The following is a 19,418-nucleotide window of genomic DNA, read 5'->3' on the forward strand; positions in this document are numbered from 1 at the left end:
ATCATTCCGTCATCTGAATACGTACTCGACGACGCTGGTGAGCCTTCGAGTTATCGGGATCAACAAACGTAGTCCAGCCAAGCTGACAAGAACTTTCCTGGCCTAGTCGCATGGGTTTCACTTCACTTTCGAGTAGTTCAAGTTCCAAGTCACATGCCAACGGCGAGCGCAAAACGAAGTTGACCAGCGTTTTAAGCGCAGGAAAATCTTGCCCGTCAGGCAGAAAATCGCGAAATCGCTCAAGACTTAACCCTTTCAGGCATAACGCAAACTTACCGTTGACGTCTCGAACGCGCTCGCCTGCCACAACGTCCTGTCCTAGCGTCATGTTGAGCGTGCCGCTTTGGCTACGCTGATCTAGCGGTATCTCTACCCAGCGCGAAACCCACTCTTCAATTTCCACCTCATCAAGGTCAAAGCAGTGCCCGACAATATTGCACACCACATCAGGAGAGCGGGAACGGCCAGCCAACAGCCCCGCATACGCGAGCATCTTGCTCCAGTTGATGGGCGTATCGCCCCGCAAATCACTATCTGCCAGCCCCACCAGCGCAAATACGATGGCTGAAAATCCATCTTTGGCATCATCCTGATAACGCACGTAATGGCGATACTTTCGCCAACTGTGATGCAAGAGGCTCAACAGGCGGTGATTGAAAAAATCCAGAAAATCACCGGCCGCGCCTTCTTTATGCGCCGCGTTGTGGGCCAGCGCTTCCAGGTAATAGCTTGGCAATGGAGACTGAGCGCCTTGCAGCCCCATAAAACTGACTTCCATCTCGTACTGGTCAGCCCCATTAGCTTTTAGTGCCAGTACATCGCTGCTCGGGAAGCCGAGCGATGCAGTGGCCTTGTAGCGCACGCGCTGGAACATCGGCATGTTGTCACCATGCCGCCGCTCTAGGTCATCGCCATGGTGGCGATGCAGGAGTTCTAGGAGTTGATAAAACTCGTAGCGTCGCGCCCCCTGGAAAAGAGGCGCCAGCGCTACATCAGGGGCTGCTGCCCCGGTTGATACGTCCATGTATAGCGCTCTTGGTTATGACGGTTGATCACATGCAACTCATGAAATGAGTTGATACTGGCGTATAACGAGAAAAAACGTGCCAGCACGCTACCAAAAAGATAAAGGCTCCCCTCGTCACCAAAGGCCTCCTGGTCCAGCGTTACCACTGACCGCAACCCACGCACCGGCAGCCCTTTTCGCAAGCGATCAATATGCTGAGTTTCAATTGCCAGGATGCCAGCCAGCCTTTTTTGCGCAACGCGCTCGGCTTGGCGGTCCACCTTGGCTCTAAAATCGTAAGCACGCAGAACGGAGCAAAGTGCATCGCGTTCAAGCAGCGAAAGATAATTAAGAGATAGATTCGAAATCAGCATCCATAACAATTGGTCGTCTAGCGCGGGGCGTAACACCGGTGTTGGCCGCGTAATATTGCGAAATGTGGCATGCGCCGGGCTATCCTGCGTTTCGGTGCTAATATCGCCTACCGTCAGCCGCTCAGGCAGCTCACGATTGCTGCACGTCAAACGTAGTGAAACTGTTTCACGCTGACCCACCAGTTGGCGCTCATCATCACGAATAAAAGCGATATCGTGGTCAAAGCCATCACTTCGCAAGCTTTCACGAACGCGCACACGGTAATAAGAAGCGTCTCGCCCCCGGTCGCGCTCAAGTTGATGCTCAAAACTTTCAAAAGAAACAAACTGCCTGGGCTTTCCCTGCCCGCCAGACTGGCTTCCCTCACGCCAGCCTTGCACATCATCAACACTGAAGATTTCGTAATGGGAAGGCTGACGACTGCTTGGACGGATACGGTATTCGCTGCGCTCTCCACTAAGGTCAACCGGCTCAGCATCATGCTCAAATAAATTGATGGCAGGCGTACAATAGAGCGCAAGATGCTCATTTTGAACGCGTGCATCAGCAGGCAGCGTGCGTGAAAAAACAAACCGCAACGTAACGCTCTCGGCCGTTTCATCCGGTAGATAACGTTTTAGATTCTGCACATCAAAGAAATGAAATGCTTCAGGAAAACACAGGTATTCCTGCAGGATGCGATACCCTTGATGCACATTTCGTGGATAAGGCAGCAACGCCTGGTCGCGTGCAAAGCCAACCGATTGAATCGACCCCGCCGGCAGCTTATGTTTTTGACCATCCACCTCAAGCTCAATGTGAGTGAGATAGTGGCTCATCCATAAATAGAGCGTTCGAGCCGTATATCCATCACCGCCCAGGTGAATACGTAGCGTTTCCAGACCAATCTGGCTTAGCGGCTGGTCGCTACGCACTTCCATACGCAGCTCTACAATGGAAGACTCGCGCATATGGCGCGCATCGACACCGACATGGGCCAGTGGGTAGAGGTCAACATCATGGCAGGTACGAAAAATACAGGACGTTCCCTCGATTGGCTCACTTGAAAGCTCAGCACCTCTGGAGATTTGGTGGTGCTGACTTAATGCATACCAGGTCGGCGTGAACTGTATGACGGTCATACTTGGCACCGGGCGCAAATAATTGGGCCATAGCATGCTAATTAACGAGTGGGTAAGCTCTGGAAACTCATCTTCCACTTTTTCCCGCATGCGCCCGGTCAAAAACGCAAAACCTTCTAACAGACGCTCAACATCTGGGTCTGTACTGCGTTCGGACAAAAAGCGGCTAAGACCGGGATTTGCCTGCGCAAACTCCCGCCCTTGGCGCTTTAAGAAATTGAGTTCGTCCCGGTAGTAGCGGTTAAGCATGCGTGCCTCACGAGCCTATCAATTAGTGCATTGATAGCGCTTGTTATTGAGCAATAAATCAATGGTGGTTTGAGCGTTATCTCGACCAAGGGCAATGGTCACATGCACTTGAAAGCGCAGCTGCAAAGGGTCGCCCGCATTGGAGAGTGACTCGACCTCCACACGCTGGACGCGTGGCTCGAAGCGTTCAATACACTGCCGGATGGCGTGCTGGATATTAAGCTCCAAATCCAGTACGCCAATCGTGGCATCGTTGAAATCCAGAAGCCCCAGCTCAGGTGCGCATGCACAGTTACCGGGATGGCTATTTAAAAGCTCAACAAGATGCCGCTTGATTGACTCAACGGCTTCAGCCAGTTGCCATCCCTCATCGCGCGCAGCCATGCCCTCATGCATAGCTAAACGCTCAAACAGCCGTCCGCCTAATAAACCGCTGCTGTCAGTTGCCATAGTGCTGCTCGCCCCTTATTCCTTGTCGAGACGGCCGACCAGCGATAGCTCAAAGTTAGCCCCCATATATTTGAAGTGCGGGCGTACGGCCATTGAGACCTGGTACCAACCTGGATCACCCTCTACGTCTGAAACCTGAATGGAAGCAGCGCGCAGGGGACGACGGCTACGCACATCTGACGGCGGGTTTTCTTGGTCAGCCACGTACTGGCGAATCCAGGTGTTGAGCTCGCGCTCAAGATCCTGGCGCTCTTTCCAGGAACCGATCTGCTCGCGTTGGAGCACTTTGATGTAGTGCGCCAGCCGATTAATGATGAACATGTAAGGCAACTGCGTGCCGAGCTTGAAGTTCGTTTCGGCCTCTTTGCCTTCCGGGGTGTTGGGGAATACTTTTGGCTTCTGTACGGAATTGGCTGAGAAGAAAGCAGCGTTGTCGCTGCCCTTACGCATGGTCAGCGAGATAAAGCCTTCTTCGGCCATTTCAAATTCACGACGATCCGTAATCAGCACTTCCGTGGGGATCTTGGCCTGTAACTGCCCTAACGCTTCGTAAGTATGTACCGGCAAGTTCTCAACCGACCCGCCGCTTTGCGGCCCAATGATGTTAGGACACCACCGGTACTTGGCGAAGCTATCCGTTAAACGCTCAGCAAGTAAGTACGCTGTATTACCCCATAGGTAATGGCTGTGATCCGCGCTTACATCTTCACGATAGTTGAATGTCTTGATTGGATTTTCAACGGGATCGTAGGGCATCCGCAGCAAGAAGCGTGGCGCGGTTAAACCAAGATAACGTGAGTCCTCTGATTCACGCAGGCTGCGCCAGCGAGCATATTTAGGCCCCTCGAAAATCGCTTTAAAGTCTTTGATATTGGGCAGCTCCTCAAAGCTATCAATACCAAAAAAGCTAGGATCCACTGAAGACAAGAAAGGAGCATGCGCCATTGCCCCAACGGCTGCCGTATACTGAAGCAACTTCATGTCGGGTGTTGAAGGGGCAAAGTCATAGTGCCCAATAATGCCCGCTACCGGTTCACCACCAAACTGGCCATAACCCGAGTTATAAACATGATGATAAAGGCCGCTTTGGGTTATTTCAGGCGCAAACTCAAAATCATCAAGCAGCTCTTCTTTGGTAGCATGAAGAAGATCAAGTTTAATGTTTTCGCGGAAATCCGTGCGATCAACTAACAATTTCAAACCACGCCAAGCAGACTCCATCTTTTGAAAACTATCTTCATGGAGTATTTCATCAACTTGATGACTGATTTTACGATCCAACTCGACAATCATGCTGTCGACCAGACCTTTATTAACATTAGGCGCCGCTGTATCACTATTGAGTAATTCAGTGATAAAGGCAGCGACTCCCTGCTTTGCCACATCGTAACCTTCATCGGCGGGCGCCATCCGTGTTTGCGCCATCACTTGATCAAGTAGTGATACTTCCGCTTCTGTTTCAACTGCTGCCGCTGTTTGCTTGGCCGTTTTACTCATTGCGTTGTCCCACGTTCGTTATCCAGGAATGAAAAAGCGCTTTAATAATCAGTGACATCAGTCACTTTTATTATCAGCTTCAATCAGCTCCAACTCATTCAGCAGTTGCTGGCGTGCTTCATCATTCTCTAAAAGCTTCTGTAGACGATCACGAAACGCCGGAACGTTACCTAACGGCCCTTTTAGCGCCACCAGCGCCTCACGCAGCTCCACTAACTTGCGCAGTTCCGGCACCTGCTTTGCAATGGCATCTGGAGAGAAGTCAGAAAGCGATTTAAATTCCAGATTAACGGCCATATCATTTGGCTCATTGCTTTCTTCCAGGCGGTTAGGCACAGAAGCCTGTAACCCTAAATTCGCCTCGCGCATTACCGATTGGAAATTATTCTTGTCTATCGAGACTGCTTGACGCTCTTCAATAGGCGCATCCTCTTCGCCGCCTTTGAAATCGCCCACAACTAACAGTTTAAGAGGAAGCTCTGTTTCGGCCTGCTGATCACCTGTAGCGGGCACGTACTTAATATTAATGCGCTCTTTTGGCGCGACCGTCCCTTGTTTTGCCATAGTGTCACCTTTAATAAATAGAGCAATTCAATTAGAAATGGTTATCAAGATCGAAAGGAAGAAAACTAATGGAGAGGAAGGGATGTGGCTAGTTGAAACAAACTGGTTAGAAAGCAAATCGCCTTGTCAGCGCAGAACAAAAACACTAACTTAGCCAGCATTTAGGAGACTTTAAGGGATGTTCGACACATTTTTAGCAAAAACAAAAAAGAAAATTTTAATTTGTAAGAAATGTCTTACAAAAACTATAGCGAATGTCTTAAGGAAAAAGACCGAAATCACGCACAAAGCTAACCACAAAATTAAATGATTTAACTGCCTTAAGAGAGCATAAGTTAACTTTATGTGAGCTCTAAACCGCCATTAACAGCATATTTAAGTTACTTATCTAAAATTTTCAAACACAAACCGTTACATTAAAAAGAAAAATAATGGCTTTTTGGTATGGGCTAGCAATTATTTGCCAAGCTAGCAATAACTTGCTCAACATTTGGCAAGCCATTGCCTAATTATAATTAATAAAAACCCAAAGTATAATATAAGCTTTTGAAATTATTATAAATAAACCTCAATGGCATGCTAAATGCCCTTTACTTGACGTCTTATCGACATTCATCACTATTAACGTCAAGGAGCAGACCATGCCAACACCATGTTATATCAGCATCGAAGGCCAAACTCAGGGTAACATCACCTCAGGTGCCTTCACTCCTGATTCTGTCGGCAATATTTACGTCGAAGGTCATGAAGATGAAATGCTGGTTCAAGAATTCAAGCATATTGTAACCGTACCGACTGACCCACAGTCCGGTCAGCCGTCTGGTCAGCGTGCGCACAAGCCATTTGTGTTTACGGTGGCACTGAATAAATCCGTTCCGCTGATGTACAACGCACTCGCTTCAGGTGAAATGCTGCCGAACGTTGCATTGAAGTGGTACCGCACCTCTGTGGAGGGTAAACAAGAGCACTTCTTTACCACGACACTGACGGATGCCACGATTGTTGATATCAACCTGCGCATGCCGCACGCCCAGGATATCAACAAGTCAGAATTCACCCAGCTGATGGATGTTTCTCTGGCTTATCGTAAAATTGACTGGGAACACACCGTCGCGGGCACCTCTGGCTCTGACGATTGGCGCGCACCGATCGAAGGCTAAGCCTTTGTATGACGCTCGCATTAAAAAACCCCTTCCAGTTGGAAGGGGTTTTTTTTGGTCATTACAAGGCTATCTAGACAAAGCGCCCAAGGCCTACGGCGCTGCGCAGCTTATCCATAGTCATGGCCGCTTCTTCGCGCGCGCGCAAAGCACCTTTTTGCAAGACACTTTCGATATAAGCGGGGTCTTCCATCAGCGCCGTATAGCGCTCGCGTGGCTCAGCCAGGTGTGCATTGAGATATTCAAACACCTGATTTTTGGCATCCCCCCAGCCAATACCCGCGGCATACTGTTCGCGCAGGGCGGCCGTTTCGCTTTCATTGGCAAACGCTGAATAAACCTGGAACAGCGTGCAGGTTTCCGGATCTTTAGGTTCGCCGGGCTCAAGCGAGTTGGTCTTGATTTTACGCACTAGCTTTTGAAGCTTTTTTTCAGGCGAAAACAGCGGGATCGTATTGTTATAGCTTTTGGACATCTTGCGTCCATCCAGCCCCTTCAACACCTCGCCTGTCTCACTTACCACAGCTTCGGGTAGCGTAAAGTACTGCCCTTTATAAAGGTGGTTGAACCGCCCAGCCATATCACGCGCCATTTCGATGTGCTGAATCTGGTCGCGCCCTACCGGCACCTTGTTGGCGTTGAACATCAAAATATCGGCAGCCATCAATACCGGGTAGCCAAACAGGCCCATGGTGACGCCTTTATCAGCATCCTGGTCGCCCGCCTCCTCGTTCTCAGCCACGGCGGCCTTATAGGCATGGGCACGGTTCATCAGCCCCTTGGCGCAGACACAGGAAAGCATCCAGGAGAGCTCTTGAACTTCAATCAAGTCAGACTGGCGGTAAAAGATTGCGTTGTCAGTATCCAGCCCAAGCGCCAGCCAGGTCGCGGCAATTTCCAGGCGTGACTCTTGTACGCGTTTCGGGTCCTGGCATTTAATCAGGGCGTGATAATCCGCCAGAAAATAAAACGACTGCACGTTGGGGTCCTGGCTTGCTTCGATAGCCGGTTTAATCGCACCAACGTAGTTGCCTAAGTGCGGTGTACCGGAGGTTGTAATACCGGTTAGGACACGGGTTTTGGCAGTTTGACTCATGGTGTTTAAGCTCTTGGGCAAATAGCCCTATCATAACGCGCTGATTTACGCGTGGCGAATAGCATTAGCGTAAGCCCGCCAACTGCCATTGAGGTTCAGCGTCAGTCTTATGAAACCTAAGCTGCGTGACGCTTGAGTCATAAGGCGCTTGCTCGCGGCGCCTGGCGGTAATACTCACTCGATCATTGCTGAGTTTTTTAATATCGATTGCGATATCTTCGGCCAGCAGGTCATGTTTGGCGGTATCACCACCCACCGCTAAATGGCTGAGAAATGTCTTAAACACGCCCCTATCTAATAACACATCTTGTTCTTCTGGCTGGAGTCGATATATCTCGCCGGTTCCCAGCGCTTGGGCGCCTGTTGTTATACTGTTTAAGAAAGCGTCCCGTTTGTCTACATGCTGACTATCCGCCAAGGAAGTCAGCAGGCCTTCATCGACCATTTGTGCCTGCACTGAGGCACGAAAATTACCTGCCAAACGCTCATCAATGAGTGCTGACTGCATGCTGGCGACACCGAGTAACAGTGCCGCGGAAAGCATCGCCATTACGACGACTAATGCAGCCCCTTGTTGGTGCTTCATAGGCTAATGCCGGCTGGGTTAATTACCTGGCTTCGCTGCATTACGTGCCATATAAAGGGTGCTTGTTCTGAATCTGCAAACCGCAAGGTTATACGGTACAACCCCGCTACGCCCTGAACATCTTGTTCAAAAAGATTAACGGCATGGCAATCACGGCTGCCTTTATAAAGTCCCTCAATCAATGGCTGGCCATTTCGGCGTAGCGCACAGGTGTTATCGTTAACTAACGATTGGCTAATCTCATAGCGGCTTCCTGCTCCGTGACGAACGTCTCGCGTTAGTGCCTCGGCAGCAAAGATAACGGCTTCCTGTTGACGACTGATCGTCTCCACACGAGTAAAGGTGGTCACCGTGGTTAATAAAAGCTGCCCAGCGCCTAGAATAATAATCGCCCCGATGACCATGGCGACCATGACCTCAACTAGCGTAAAGCCCGCTTGGCGTTTATAGACCACTACGCCCCCTCACTTAACGGTAGTGTAAATACGTAATCAAGGGGCTCTTGCGCCTCTTGTGAAGGCCAGGCGTTAACCACAATGGAGACGGTAAAGTGACAGCTTCCATCAACCACGGTGCGCTCAACGTCACCTGTGGAACCTTCAAGTGGCGCATTCAGGCCTTCAAACCACTGGGCCCGCCAAGCGCTTCTCAGGCTAGCAAGATCAATGCGGCGGCAATTCTGTATTGTTGCAAGCCGTCCCCAGGCGCTCTCCTGAATATCGACAGCTGCCAGGCTCGCGGCCGAATATTGATAGCCGGTCGAGGCACTTTGCAGCGAGGTTAATTGCATTGCCGCAACTCCCATAAGCCCAAACGCTAAAAGCGCCAAGGCAATCAGTGCCTCAACCAGCGTGAACCCGCGTTGACGCTGCATTTACCAGCAATCCTTGGGGAAGCGTTCTCCTCGGCTATTGAGCGTAATAGCCGTTTCGCAACCATCGTCTTGAAGCGTAGAAGCGCTTAGCAGATAGCCATCCTCCGCCTCCGCTGAAAGTGCCAGAGTATAGTGCTTGCCGGGAGATTGAGAGGGAATGTCACATTCATGATAGGTATATGTGCGGGAGTTGCAGCGTTCCAGCTCAGCGGCTGCCTGCATCAACCCCGCATGCGCATCGGTACGCAGGGAGGCTTGGAGGTGACGGGTATAGATAGGATAGGCCATGGCCGCAATGAGGCTGATAATGCCCATTACCACCACAAGCTCAATAAGCGTAAAACCGCGCTGGCACTTTGGCTTGCCACCAGCGCGTAAAGCATAGAGATAAAACGTCAAATAATGCTCCTGCTCAGGCCACCGCATACACTTTCAGTATGTCGGAAACCGATGCGCAGTGCATTAGCTGCTGACGATTACCTGCTCACGAAGCTCTTTAGGCATGGAGAACGTAATATTCTCTTCCCGGCCAAGCAGCTCTTCAGGCATGGCAGCGCCTAGGGATTGCAGCTTGGCGATAACCCCTTTGACCAGCACTTCCGGAGCGCTTGCGCCAGCTGTAACGCCGATACGACCAACGCTTTCAAGCCAGGCGGCATCAATCTGATCGGCATTATCGATCAGATATGCTGGAGTCCCCATGCGCTCGGAAAGCTCACGCAGGCGGTTGGAGTTTGAGCTATTGGGACTTCCTACAACGAGTACCAAGTCACTGTCGGCGGCAAGCTCGCGCACTGCGTCCTGGCGGTTTTGCGTGGCGTAGCAAATATCGTCCTTACGCGGACCGCTGATCTCGGGAAACTTGTCGCGCAAAGCGTCGATGACCTTGGCCGTATCGTCCATCGAAAGCGTCGTTTGCGTCACGAAGGCCAGCTTGGAAGGGTCGTTGACGACCAGATTGGCAACGTCCTGTTCATCTTCCACCAAATAGATATGCCCGCCGTGAGCCGTATCGTAACGTCCCATGGTGCCTTCTACTTCCGGATGGCCCGCATGCCCGATCAGCACGCACTCATGGCCACGCTTGGCGTAGCGCAGCACTTCCAAATGCACCTTTGTAACTAACGGACAGGTAGCATCAAATACTTTCAGCCCACGCCGGTCGGCATCGGTTTGAACGGCCTGAGAAACACCGTGGGCCGAAAAAATCACGATCACGTCATCCGGCACTTCGTCGAGTTCTTCCACGAAGACAGCCCCACGCTCGCGCAGCGTTTCCACCACAAAGCGGTTATGCACCACTTCATGACGGACATAAATGGGCGGCCCGAACACGTCGAGGGCTCGATTGACGATATCGATCGCGCGATCCACGCCGGCACAAAAACCACGCGGATTGGCCAATTTGATCTGTATGGGCTGTGCTTGCGTCGATTGCATAATAGCGCCTTGATGCGTAAACGCATCGCTAGTGAATAATAAACTAGTGCGTAGTGACGGGCTTAACGTCGAGAATCTCGACTTCAAACGTTAATGTACGCCCTGCCAGCGGATGGTTAAAGTCCACCTCTACGCGATCACCTTCAATGGTTTTGACCACACCAGGCAATTCCGTTCCCGCTTTATCGGCAAACGACATGACCATCCCCAGTTCAGGCTCTTCATCACCGAAATCGGCCCGCTTCAGCGTCTGAATATTCTGTGGATTGTGCTGACCAAACGCATGCTCGGGAGTTATTTGAAACGTCCCGCTTTGGCCCGCCGCCATGCCTTTAATGGGATGCTCAAAGCCTGGCGGCAGATTGCCATCGCCAAACTGGCAGACAGCCGGTGCCTTCTCTTTCGTTGAATCCACCACCGTGCCGTCTTCAAGCTTCAAGGTGAAGTGCAGCGTCACTTCCATCCCATCATCAATTAGGTAATCGCTCATTACTCTGCTCGCTATTGGGTGACACCGCGGCCGTAGACCTCGTGGGTGAGACCGCGGGTTGATTAAACCACTCTTCGATCAGGTCACAGTCTGATGAGCTTTCTTACGACGTCGCTCACCCATAACTGATTCCCAGATTAATCCGATGGCGCCTAAGACAATACCAATATCCGCCACGTTGAACGCTGGGTAGTACCAGCCGGCCACATGAAACGATAGAAAGTCGACCACGTAGCCATGCACCAGACGGTCATACAGATTACCCAGCGCCCCACCAATGATCAGCGGCAGTGAAATGGCCAGCAGCTTTTCATCCGCCCTGACCCGTGAAAGCCAGATGGTCAGGCCCACGCTTGCCCCTATGGCAATAATGGCGAAAAACCAACGCTGCCAGCCCGGGTGAGTGCCTAGAAAGCTGAACGCCGCCCCGGTGTTATGTATTAACGTCAGATTGAAAAACGGCAGCACTTCCACCGGCTGCAGATACCCCAGCTGACTGCTGGCAATCGCCTTGGTGGCCAGATCCAGCACAATCACAGCGACGGCCAGCCACAACCAGCGCAACGGCTGCCGCATGGGCGGCCGAGTGCTTGTGGAGGCGACAGGTTCAGGCTTAGGCATAGCGACGCACCTCACCCGGGCCATCCGGCAGGTTAAGGATCGAGCGCTCACAGAGCGTAGGGTGTTCAGGATGCGTACCCACGTCTGGGCGACGCTCCCAGCTACGTTCGCACTTATCAAACGTGCTGGCCACAACTGCTACCTTGAGCCCGTCAAGCTCGCTATAGGCGGATGCATCGGCATCCGCAAGCGGCTTGAGGGTCGCTTCCGAAGTAATCAGCACAAAGCGCAGCTCATCGCCCAGGCGTGACAGCAATACATTGAGTTCATCGCTGACATACAGGGTAACTTCGCTATCCAGCGAGCCTTTGATGGCGCCCTCGCTGCGCGCTTCTTCCAAGCGCTTATTCACCGCCTGTTTGACCTCAAGCACAGCTTCCCAGTACTCGCGGCCCATCTCGGCGTCGGCATCAAGGGGAGTCAGGCCGGTATAGTAGGTTTCCAGCAGTACGCTATCGCCACGCTTGCCTGGGATATGCTCGTAGATCTCTTCGGCGGTGAAGGAGAGGATCGGTGCAACCCAGCGAGATAACGCCTCGATGACGTGATAAAGCGCACTCTGACAGCTGCGTCGTGCCAGCGAATCGGGCTGAGTGGTGTACTGACGATCCTTGATGATATCTAGGTAAAAACCGCCCAAATCGCGCGAACAGAAAGTGTGCACCTGCTGGTACACGTCCAGGAAGCGGTACTCTTCATACGCTTTCTGAATGCGCTCCTGCAGCTGCAATGCACGATCGACGACCCAGCGATCCAGAGCGATCATATCGTCAAAGGCCACCATATCGCGCGCCGGGTCAAAACCGGTCAGGTTACCCAGCAGAAAGCGCGATGTGTTGCGAATACGCCGATACACGTCCGCCGTACGCTTGAGGATCTCATCCGACACGGCCATTTCATTGGAGTAATCGGTCGAGGCCACCCACAGACGCAGAATATCCGCGCCCAGCTTGTCCATCACCGACTGCGGCGCGACGACGTTGCCCAGCGACTTGGACTGCTTACGGCCTTGCGAATCAACGGTAAAACCGTGGGTCAGCAGCTGACGATACGGTGCATGGCCGTCGATTGCCGAGCCGGTCAGCAGCGACGAGTGGAACCAGCCGCGGTGCTGGTCAGAACCTTCCAGATACAGATCAGCCCGCGGACCGCTTTCATGGCCATGGGGGTGAGAGCCGCGCAGCACATGGCGGTGCGTGGTGCCTGAGTCAAACCAGACATCCAGCGTATCGGTGATCTTGTCGTACTCGGCGGCTTCAGCACCCAGCAGCTCGGCGGCGTCCAGGCTGAACCAGGCATCGATGCCCTGCTCCTGCACACGCTTGGCGACTTCTTCCATCAGCTCGATGGTGCGCGGATGCAGCTCGCCAGTTTGCTTATGCAGGAAGAACGGAATCGGCACACCCCAGTTACGCTGACGCGAGATACACCAGTCCGGGCGGTTGGCGATCATGCTGTGCAGACGCGCCTGGCCCCAGGCGGGGGTGAACTGAGTTGCTTCGATACCTTCCAGCGCACGCTCACGCAGGGTTTTACCGTCTTTCCCCTGAATATCCATGCCCACGAACCACTGGGCCGTCGCGCGGTAGATGACCGGCGTTTTGTGGCGCCAGCAGTGCATGTAGCTGTGCACGATGGGCTTGTGGGCCATCAGCGCACCCACTTCTTCAAGCTTGGCGACGATGTTGGGGTTGGCTTTCCAGATCATCTGGCCGCCAAAGAACGGCAGATCATCAACGTACACGCCGTTGCCCTGTACCGGGTTGAGCATGTCGTCAAAGCTCATGTCGTGGGCGCGGCAGGTATTGAAGTCATCCAGGCCGTACGAAGGCGCAGAGTGAACGATACCGGTACTGCCCACTTCCGATTCGACATAATCAGCCAGGTAAACAGGTGACAGGCGATCGTAGAACGGATGGCGGAAGTTGATCAGATCAAGCTTCTCGCCTTGAGTGGTGGCAATGACCTCGCCTTGTAAACCAAAGCGCTCAAGACAGCTCTCCACCAGCTCTTCGGCAAGCAGCAGCAGGCGCTCGCCGGTATCCACCAGCGCGTAGGTAAATTCGGGGTGAACGTTGAGCGCCTGGTTGGCAGGAATCGTCCAAGGCGTGGTGGTCCAGATCACGACTGCCGCCGGCTTGGGCAGCTCGCTCAGGCTAAACGCAGCGGCAAGCTTGTCGGCATCTTCCACCGGGAAGGCAACATCGATCGCATCTGACTTCTTGTCCTGATACTCGACTTCCGCCTCCGCCAGGGCCGAGCCGCAGTCAAAGCACCAGTTGACCGGCTTCAGGCCTTTGAAGACGTAGCCCGCTTCAACCATGTCGGCTAATGCGCGAATCTCCCCCGCTTCATTGGCGTAGTCCATGGTGCGGTAAGGATGATTCCAGTCGCCAATGATCCCCAGGCGCACGAAGTCAGCTAGCTGCGTTTCAACCTGAGCACCGGCGTATTCACGGCACAGCTCACGGGCTTTTTCAGGCGCCAGGTGTTTGCCGTGCGTGGTTTCTACCTTGTGCTCGATCGGCAGACCATGGCAGTCCCAGCCCGGCACGTAAGGGGCGTCAAAGCCCGCCAGGTTTTTCGACTTAACGATAATATCTTTTAAAATTTTATTAACGGCGTGACCAATATGGATACTGCCGTTGGCGTAGGGAGGGCCATCGTGCAGTACAAACAGCGGTGCACCTGCACGCGCTTCGCGCAGGCGCTGGTACAGATTCATATCCTGCCAGCGTGAAACACGCCCCGGCTCCTGCTTGGGCAGCATGCCACGCATGGGAAAGTCGGTTTCAGGCAAGTTTAGCGTGTGCTTATAGTCCATGGTTCGGTCAGCCGTTGTTAGTATCGGCAGCGTCATCCGCCGAAGAAGGATCAGAAGAATTTGTCTTGGAAGCCGTTGTCTTGGAAACCGTTGTCTTGGAAACCGTTGTCTTGGAAACCACTGTATTTGAAATCATGGCCTCACGCCCAAGCGGGGCCGAGGCCAGCGGCAGCGCGGTAGTACGGTCAGTGACTGCCGTCGCAAAGTAGCGATGCGCTTGACCCTGATCGTGCTCAATTTGCGCTTTTAGCGCATCAAAGTTGTCGAATTTCACTTCCCCACGAAGCCGCGCACAGGGAAATACTGTCATGCGCTTGTCGTAAAGATCACCATCAAAATCAAATAGGTGCACTTCCAGAGTGGGCCGTTTGGAACCCACCGTGGGTCGAAAACCTACGTTGGCGACCCCATAATGGCGCTGGCCGTTTTCAAGCGTCACCCCAACGGCATACACGCCGCGCAGAGTTAATGGCTGAGGCAACAAGGGCAGATTCGCCGTGGGTACGCCGATAGTGCGGCCCAGCTGTTGGTCACGCACCACACGCCCTTCAAGCGAGTAAGCCCGGCCCAGCAGGCTTGCCGCCACGGCGAAGTTACCGCTGGCAAGCAAGGTACGCACCCGGGAGCTTGAAACACGCTCATTCTCGACCGTAAAGGTTCGGGTATGCTCCACTCCAAAGCCGCGCTCTTCGCCTACCGCCGCCAACAGCGCGAAATCGCCCTGCCGGTCGCAGCCAAAACGAAAGTCATCGCCGACCACCAGATGCTTAACATTCAGCCCTTTGATCAACACCTGATCAATAAATTCACGCCCGGTCAGACTTCTAAGCGCGTTATTGAAAGGCAGGCACAATACCTGCTCAGCGCCGTACTGGCCTAATAGACGCACCTTTTCACGCAGGCGCGTCAAGCGTGGCGGGGCCTGGTCGCCGGCAAAATACTCACGCGGCTGGGGCTCAAACACGACCACCGTTAACGGCACGTTCAGGCGTGCGGCATGTTCACGGCACTGCTGCAAAATCGCCTGATGGCCACGATGCACGCCGTCAAAATTACCAATGGTAGCGACGCAGCCACGTTGTGCCGCCGCCAGATTGTGCAGTCCTCGAATGACGCGCATGGCACCTCAGCCGTTAATAATTTGCCGCTCCCAGGCCTTATCAGGCTTAGGCGAGGCATAAAAACCTCTGATTATAGCGAACCTACGCTAATATATGTCTAACTCTCTACGTTTCAACGTATCGATTTAGCTTTGCATCTTAAAATGCCGCGGCCGCAAACCAAACGCCGCCAGCCAGACAAAGTAAAGCGAACCGCCCAATCCGACCAGGCCACTCACCCAGGCAACCCGCTGCCACAGGCTAAACCCAAGCCATTCCTGCCACCCAGGCGACACTACATAGAGGGCGACCGCCATTAATGCGCTGCCCCCCAGCAGCTGCACCGCATAACGCCCCCAGCCCGGCTGAAACACCAACACACCCTGTTTGTGCAACAAGTACCCCAGCAGACCAGCATTCAAAAATGCCGAAAGCGCGGTGGCTAACGCCAGGCCGGCATGGGCCAGCGGCCAGATCAAAATAAGGTTGAACACCATATTAGCGACCATGGCGATGATACCCACCTTCACCGGCGTTTTGGTGTCCTGGCGGGCAAAAAAACCAGGCGCCAATACCTTGATCAACATAAAGGCTACCAGGCCAAAGGCATAGGCGCGCAGGCTCATCGCCGCCATTTGAATATCGTTATCGGTCATTGCGCCATAGTGAAACAGCGTAATCAACAGAGGTTCCGCCAAGACGGCCAGCGCCAGCGCAGCGGGCAGGCCTAACAGCAGCACCACACGAATCGCCCAGTCGAGCATGGCGGCAAAATGCTCCTTGGACTGCGAGGCATGGCGCTTGGAAAGCGCAGGCAAAATGACCGTGCCAATCGCCACGCCAAACACACCCAACGGCAGCTCGACCAGGCGATCAGAGTAATAAAGCCAGGAGACGCTACCCGCGGCAAGCAGCGAAGCCAATACGGTATCCAGCAATAAGTTGATTTGCGATACCGATACCCCGAACAGCGCGGGGGCCATCAGCTTTAAAATACGCTTAACGCCGTCGTGGGCAAAATTTGGCCAGGGCGTGGGCATGAGTCCTAAGCGCATTAAAAACGGCACCTGGAAAACCAACTGGGCAGCCCCGGCAATCAGCACACCCCAGGCCAGGGCCATGGCGGGTTCTTCCATTAGCGGCATTAAAAATAGCGCCGCCCCAATCAGTGAAAGATTGAGCAAAACCGGGGTAAACGCAGGCACCGCAAAGCGGTTCCAGGTATTGAGTACGCTGCCTGAAAATGCCGTGAGCGAAATAAGCAGCAAATACGGGAACGTCAGCCGCAGCATATCGGCCGTCAGCGCGTGCTTGTCAGGGTCGCTACCAAAACCTGGGGCAAATACCCAGATCAGCCAAGGCGCGCACAGCATCGCAATTGCGGTGATCAGGGCCAGCAACGCCGTTAAACTACCCGCCACCGCGTTTAAAAGCTCGCGGATCTCCTGCTTACTGCGCTGGGTCGAGTATTCGGAAAGCACCGGCACAAAGGCCTGGTTAAAGGCGCCTTCGGCAAACAGACGGCGTAGAAAGTTAGGAATCTTGAAAGCCACAAAAAACGCGTCCGCGCCATCGCCCGCCCCGAGCAGGGTCGCGACCACCACATCGCGCACCAATCCCAATACGCGCGAAAGCATGGTCATGGCACTCACCACCAGCCCTGAGCGCATTAGCCCACGGCGTGGCGGCACATCCAGCGTGGTAGAGGTTTCGTTAGGGGGCGTGCTTTGGGTCATTTTTTTGATCCATGGGCGCTGGCAACCAATACCCATCAAGGGGCGCTAGGCTTCGTATGAAAACTGCTTACGCTCGATCATGCTGCGTTAAAAATCGGCTCAAAATACTCATTTACACCCTGTAAACTCCGTTTTTTCGCCGATTTTTGCCTTGCCTGATCTTCGCTCACCGACTTTTCATACAAAGCCAGGATAAAACCATCAGACACAAAAAAACCGGCCGCAGCCGGTTTTTTTTATGGCGCCTGCCGGCTTACGCCGCCAGAGCCTTAATACGCTTGTTCAAACGGCTTTTCAGGCGCGCTGCTTTCTTCTTGGAAAGCACGTCCTTATCAGCGATACGGTCAACGACCGGCTGCATTGCCTTGAACTCTTCCATCGCCTTAGCGTGGTCGCCAGTGCCAATCGCTTTGATCACACGCTTGATATAGGTGCGGACCATGCTGCGCTGGCTGGCTTTCAGGACGCGACGAGTCTCGGCCTGGCGGGCGCGCTTGCGTGCTTGCTTGCTGTTCGCCACAGGTATCTCCTTGGAGAATAAAGGTTGCCGCTAATTCGGCAACGGATTAACTATGTATGCGCCGCTGATGTGCTCACTATTAAAGGTGCCCACCACACGACTTCCTTAACAACCAATTGATTTGACGAGCAATTAAGCTAAGTCAAAGTGTGTGACCGGCAGTCAATCTGGCTGCCCGCCCACGGGTCTTGTCTGAGAGGATGGCGTAGTCTATCACGCGTAAAGCGCCCTTGCTAGCGCGTTATAAAACACCCTTCAAGCCTTTTTAGGGCAACGGCTGGCCCGTCGGGGCAAGTATTTTACGCAAAAAGTGCTGCGTACGCGGGTCTTTAGGTGCGGTGAACAATTCCTCGGGCGGGGCTTGCTCAATGATCTGCCCTTCATCCATAAAAATCACCCTATCCGCCACGTCTCGGGCAAACTGCATTTCGTGGGTCACGATAATCATGGTCTGCTGTTCAGTGGCAAGCTGCTTCATCAAGCTCAGCACTTCATCTACCCATTGCGGGTCTAGTGAAGAGGTGGGCTCATCAAATAAAATCACATCGGCGTTGGCGGCCATTGCCCGGCCAATGCCAACGCGCTGCTGCTGGCCGCCGGAAAGTGCCGCCGGATAAGCATCGGCCTTATCGGCCAGGCCAATACGCTTGAGAATCTCTCTTGCTCGCGCATGGGCTTTTTCCTTGGGCAGTTTATCCACGACGATCATGCCCTCACTGATGTTCTGAAGCGCCGTTTTATTGGCGAACAGGCCATAGTTCTGAAACACAAACGCCGTCCGTCTACGCAGCTTTAAAATGTCGGCGCGGCTGGCCTTCTGCACATCCACCCGCAGATCATCAACGGTGATGCGCCCCGAGTCCGGGCGCTCCAAAAAATTGATGCAGCGTAAAAGGGTTGATTTGCCTGTGCCTGAAGGGCCGATAATCACAATGATCTCACCCCGTTCGAGGGTTAAATCAATATCGGCAAACACGCTCTGCTTACCAAAACGCTTGGTGACGGCTTCAAGCGAAATCATCGTTGATACGCCCTATTCAGATAAATTTCCAAGCGGCGCTGGCCCCATGAGAGTATTTCCACCACCACCCAGTAAATAACCGCCACGAGCAAAAAGGCTTCCAGGTATAAGAAGCTGCTGGCGGCCTCTTTTTGGGTTGCCCCCATTAGCTCCGTGACGCCCAGCGTAAAGGCCAGCGACGTCGCCTTGATGATGTCAATGAAGTAGTTCATTAACGTTGGCGTGGCCACACGGGTAGCCTGCGGCAAAATAATGCGCCGCATTAGCTGTGGCTGGGTCATGCCGATTGATAGCGCCGCTTCGGTTTGACTGCGGTCAATCCCCACGATAGCGGCACGAATCGACTCGGCCATGTAAGCCGAGAAGTGCAGCGTCAGCCCCATGATGGCAGCCGTTACCCCGTTAATTGATACCAACGCTTCAACCAGCTGAGGCAAGCCGTAATAAAACAGGAACAGCTGCACTAACAGCGGCGTGCCTCGAAAAAACGAAATAAACAGCAGCGCAAAGCCGTTTAAAAGCGGCACGCGAGTCACCCGAATCACGGCCAGTAAACAGGCGAGTACCAGCGCCAGCAGCATGGCGATAGTCGCCATTTGAAGGGTAAGCGGCAAGTAGCTTAGAAGGACCGGTAACAGCCCCCACATATATTCCAGGTTTAGCATGTCAGCATCGCTTATAAGCAAAC

General features: G+C 53.3%; 20 protein-coding genes. 1 reads left to right on the top strand and 19 read right to left on the bottom strand.

The features are described from left to right. Position 1: 1 nt before the first annotated feature. From tssG to tssB, 5 genes are read right to left on the bottom strand one after another with little or no spacing between them, the layout of a single operon-like run. The gene (gene tssG, locus INT33_RS11435; RefSeq protein WP_193091934.1) at positions 2-1,024 is read right to left on the bottom strand and encodes a type VI secretion system baseplate subunit TssG; all 1,023 of its coding nucleotides are present in this window, start codon (positions 1,022-1,024) and stop codon (positions 2-4) included. After that, positions 988-2,751: a type VI secretion system baseplate subunit TssF gene (gene tssF, locus INT33_RS11440; protein WP_193091935.1), complete on the bottom strand. Its 1,764-nt coding sequence runs from the start codon at positions 2,749-2,751 to the stop codon at positions 988-990. The genes tssG and tssF overlap by 37 nt, the downstream gene beginning before the upstream one ends. A gap of 18 nt (positions 2,752-2,769) precedes the next feature. Beyond that, positions 2,770-3,201, bottom strand: coding sequence for a type VI secretion system baseplate subunit TssE (gene tssE / locus INT33_RS11445; protein ID WP_192539186.1), 432 nt, complete (start codon positions 3,199-3,201; stop codon positions 2,770-2,772). A 15-nt stretch (positions 3,202-3,216) separates the two neighbouring features. Beyond that, positions 3,217-4,698: a type VI secretion system contractile sheath large subunit gene (gene tssC, locus INT33_RS11450; protein WP_193091936.1), complete on the bottom strand. Its 1,482-nt coding sequence runs from the start codon at positions 4,696-4,698 to the stop codon at positions 3,217-3,219. Between the two features lie 57 nt (positions 4,699-4,755). After that, positions 4,756-5,262, bottom strand: a complete 507-nt coding sequence (gene tssB / locus INT33_RS11455) for a type VI secretion system contractile sheath small subunit (protein WP_192539512.1) — start codon at positions 5,260-5,262, stop codon at positions 4,756-4,758. Positions 5,263-5,903: 641 nt separating this feature from the next. Between tssB and INT33_RS11460 the strand changes: the two genes are divergently transcribed. Next, complete coding sequence (locus tag INT33_RS11460; RefSeq protein ID WP_192539513.1) at positions 5,904-6,422, top strand: Hcp family type VI secretion system effector; 519 nt, start codon at positions 5,904-5,906, stop codon at positions 6,420-6,422. Positions 6,423-6,495: 73 nt separating this feature from the next. Here INT33_RS11460 and INT33_RS11465 read toward each other — a convergent pair whose 3' ends face one another. From INT33_RS11465 to INT33_RS11530, 14 genes are all read right to left on the bottom strand, one after another. After that, positions 6,496-7,518 carry a tryptophan--tRNA ligase gene (locus tag INT33_RS11465; RefSeq protein ID WP_193091937.1) on the bottom strand — a complete coding sequence of 341 codons (1,023 nt, stop codon included), beginning with the start codon at positions 7,516-7,518 and terminating at the stop codon, positions 6,496-6,498. A 64-nt stretch (positions 7,519-7,582) separates the two neighbouring features. After that, positions 7,583-8,104 carry a pilus assembly PilX family protein gene (locus INT33_RS11470; RefSeq protein WP_193091938.1) on the bottom strand — a complete coding sequence of 174 codons (522 nt, stop codon included), beginning with the start codon at positions 8,102-8,104 and terminating at the stop codon, positions 7,583-7,585. Beyond that, positions 8,101-8,559, bottom strand: a complete 459-nt coding sequence (locus INT33_RS11475; RefSeq protein WP_193091939.1) for a PilW family protein — start codon at positions 8,557-8,559, stop codon at positions 8,101-8,103. The genes INT33_RS11470 and INT33_RS11475 overlap by 4 nt, the downstream gene beginning before the upstream one ends. After that, positions 8,559-8,978: a type IV pilus modification PilV family protein gene (locus INT33_RS11480; protein ID WP_193091940.1), complete on the bottom strand. Its 420-nt coding sequence runs from the start codon at positions 8,976-8,978 to the stop codon at positions 8,559-8,561. Before INT33_RS11480 ends, INT33_RS11475 begins: the two co-directional genes overlap by 1 nt. Beyond that, complete coding sequence (locus INT33_RS11485; protein WP_193091941.1) at positions 8,979-9,377, bottom strand: type IV pilin protein; 399 nt, start codon at positions 9,375-9,377, stop codon at positions 8,979-8,981. It abuts the gene before it with no gap. A gap of 63 nt (positions 9,378-9,440) precedes the next feature. Then, positions 9,441-10,418 carry a 4-hydroxy-3-methylbut-2-enyl diphosphate reductase gene (gene ispH, locus INT33_RS11490; protein WP_192539519.1) on the bottom strand — a complete coding sequence of 326 codons (978 nt, stop codon included), beginning with the start codon at positions 10,416-10,418 and terminating at the stop codon, positions 9,441-9,443. A 43-nt stretch (positions 10,419-10,461) separates the two neighbouring features. Then, on the bottom strand, positions 10,462-10,908 hold the full coding sequence (gene fkpB / locus INT33_RS11495; protein WP_018918965.1) for an FKBP-type peptidyl-prolyl cis-trans isomerase: 447 nt from the start codon (positions 10,906-10,908) through the stop codon (positions 10,462-10,464). Positions 10,909-10,986: 78 nt separating this feature from the next. Continuing rightward, entirely contained in the window at positions 10,987-11,529 is a 543-nt protein-coding gene (gene lspA / locus INT33_RS11500) for a signal peptidase II (RefSeq protein WP_193091942.1), read from the bottom strand. Further along, entirely contained in the window at positions 11,522-14,353 is a 2,832-nt protein-coding gene (ileS, locus tag INT33_RS11505; RefSeq protein WP_193091943.1) for an isoleucine--tRNA ligase, read from the bottom strand. The genes lspA and ileS overlap by 8 nt, the downstream gene beginning before the upstream one ends. A gap of 7 nt (positions 14,354-14,360) precedes the next feature. Next, positions 14,361-15,473 carry a bifunctional riboflavin kinase/FAD synthetase gene (ribF, locus tag INT33_RS11510; RefSeq protein WP_193091944.1) on the bottom strand — a complete coding sequence of 371 codons (1,113 nt, stop codon included), beginning with the start codon at positions 15,471-15,473 and terminating at the stop codon, positions 14,361-14,363. A 126-nt stretch (positions 15,474-15,599) separates the two neighbouring features. Beyond that, complete coding sequence (gene murJ, locus INT33_RS11515; RefSeq protein ID WP_192539523.1) at positions 15,600-17,189, bottom strand: murein biosynthesis integral membrane protein MurJ; 1,590 nt, start codon at positions 17,187-17,189, stop codon at positions 15,600-15,602. Between the two features lie 253 nt (positions 17,190-17,442). Next, positions 17,443-17,709, bottom strand: a complete 267-nt coding sequence (gene rpsT, locus INT33_RS11520; RefSeq protein ID WP_018918970.1) for a 30S ribosomal protein S20 — start codon at positions 17,707-17,709, stop codon at positions 17,443-17,445. Positions 17,710-17,974: 265 nt separating this feature from the next. After that, positions 17,975-18,730, bottom strand: coding sequence for an amino acid ABC transporter ATP-binding protein (locus INT33_RS11525; RefSeq protein ID WP_193091945.1), 756 nt, complete (start codon positions 18,728-18,730; stop codon positions 17,975-17,977). Beyond that, positions 18,727-19,395, bottom strand: a complete 669-nt coding sequence (locus INT33_RS11530) for an amino acid ABC transporter permease (RefSeq protein WP_193091946.1) — start codon at positions 19,393-19,395, stop codon at positions 18,727-18,729. The genes INT33_RS11525 and INT33_RS11530 overlap by 4 nt, the downstream gene beginning before the upstream one ends. Between the last annotated feature and the right edge of the window lie 23 nt (positions 19,396-19,418).

Source organism: Halomonas colorata, from assembly GCF_014897985.1.
Lineage (GTDB): Bacteria > Pseudomonadota > Gammaproteobacteria > Pseudomonadales > Halomonadaceae > Vreelandella > Vreelandella colorata.